The 1,872-nt window shown below is 67.0% G+C and carries 2 protein-coding genes; both read left to right on the top strand.

Annotation, left to right across the window (positions count from 1 at the left end; translation table 11 throughout):
• The coding region (locus H5T60_14495) for an SDR family oxidoreductase (GenBank protein ID MBC7243640.1) at positions 1-770 on the top strand (770 nt) is incomplete at its 5' end.
• Positions 763-1,797, top strand: a complete 1,035-nt coding sequence (locus H5T60_14490) for a transcriptional regulator (protein MBC7243639.1) — start codon at positions 763-765, stop codon at positions 1,795-1,797. The genes H5T60_14495 and H5T60_14490, both read left to right, overlap by 8 nt.
• Positions 1,798-1,872 lie beyond the last annotated feature (75 nt).

The raw sequence follows: 1,872 nt of genomic DNA, 5'->3' as shown, positions 1-1,872 counted from the left end.
ACGAAGCACTGGAAGAGATACGTTCTTCTGCGGCAGACCCTTCCGGGCAGACGCTCATTGGGAGGCCGGCAGATGTGTCCGATTACGCGCAGGCCCAGGCCGTCGTGCGGGAGCTGGTGCGGGAAGGATGGGAGCCGGACCTGCTGTTCAACTTCGCCGGCATCGCGCACCCGGGCTACTTTCACGAGCTTCCGTTGGAGGTGTTCCGCCGCACCATGGAGACCAATTTCTTCGGCACCCTGCACATGTGCAAGCTGGTCGCCCCGCTGATGATGCGCCGCCGGCAGGGGCATATCGTCAACACCTCATCGGTGGCCGGCTTTATCGGGGTCTTCGGTTACACCGCCTACGGCGCGTCCAAATTTGCCGTGCGCGGCTTCACCGACGTACTGCGGAGCGAGCTGAAGCCGTATGGTGTGCGGGTGTCCATCCTCTTCCCGCCGGACACCGACACGCCGCAGTTGTGGGAGGAGAACAAAATCAAGCCGGCCGAGACGCGTGCATTGGCCGGCAATGTCAAGGTCATGCGCCCGGAGGAAGTAGCACGGCAGTTACTGCGCGGGGTGGCGCGAGGACAGTACGTGATCCTGCCGGGCCTGGAGAGCAAGCTGGTCTATATGGCGGCCGGCCTGCTGGGCGCCAAACTGCACTGGTTCCTGGATGCCATTGTCCGAAAGGCCCAGCGGGAGCGAGGAGGCCCGCCGCCGCTGAGCGATGAACTGCTGACCGAACTCTACGGCTTGCGGGAGCAGGGCGACGGCGATGGATGAGGTGGGATTTTCTCTGCGGAGCCAGGCCCAGGCCGCGTTCATGAAAGCCCTGCGCCGCGGCGAGCGCTACGCCATGCGGCGGGAATGGCGCGGCCTGCCGGCGGAGCTCCTGCCGTTCAACGTCGTGGTGCGCACGCTGGGGCTGTTCCGCCGGGAAGAGCGCGGGGTGCAGGAGGTGCCCCTCGACGCCATTGTCGGGAGCGTGGACCGCGTCGGCGATTTCTGGCGCAATTTCCTGCCGCGGCAGTCCTACCTGCGCGAGCGCTGGTGCCGGGTCTATGCCTACGTGGTCGAGAACGGCCCGGACCCGGTTTCGCTGTTCAAGATCGGGGATATCTACTTCGTCAATGACGGCAACCACCGGGTCTCGGTCCTGCGGGCGCTCGACGCGGCAACCGTCGAAGCCCATGTGGTGGAGTATCCCTGCCGCGTGGCGCTGGGGCCGGATCTGCCCCTGGCGCGGGTGCCGTGCAAGGCGGCCTACGCGGAGTTCCTGGAGCAGACCGACCTCGACCTATCGCGCCCGGAGGTGAATATCGAGCTTTCGGACGCGACGGGGTACCGGGTGCTGGAGGAGCATATCGCCGGCCATGCCTACTGGCTGGAATATGCCACCGGCCGGCCGGTTTCTGTGTTTCGCGCCGCGGCGAGCTGGTACGACCTGGTATATATGCCGACAGTGCGGTTGATCCGGGAGAAGAAGCTCCTGCGCGATTTCCCGGGCATGTTCGAGGGAGACTTGTACATCATCGTGACGCGCCATCACCGCGAGTTGGTGCGGGCGCTGGGCCGGCCGGTGCCCTTGGAGCGGGTCATCGAGCGCCTGCGCGTCACGCAGGCACGGCCGCTGTGGCGCCGGCTCTGGTACCGCCTGACGCGTCGCTGGGCGCTGAAGCTTCCGCTGGCGCCGCCCGAAATGACGCCGGTCGAGGCGGCCGCGCACGCCGGCCGGCGGGTGTGGCAGTTCCCGACGCGGACAGCCGATGCGGAGGACAGCGCGCCCGCGGCCGGGGAGCAGGGGGAATGACCCCACCCCCGGCCCCCCCCCGTAGGCAGGGAGGGGACGAAAGCGGAAGCATCCGGGTTACTTTTTGACCGAACG

Source organism: Anaerolineae bacterium (assembly GCA_014360855.1).
GTDB lineage: Bacteria > Chloroflexota > Anaerolineae > JACIWP01 > JACIWP01 > JACIWP01.
This window is presented reverse-complemented; position numbering and strand designations above follow the sequence as displayed.

Bases quoted from the DNA above. Each gene is read 5' to 3' on its own strand.
- H5T60_14490 (MBC7243639.1), top strand. From the start codon at position 763: ATGGATGAGGTGGGATTTTCTCTGCGGAGCCAGGCCCAGGCCGCGTTC.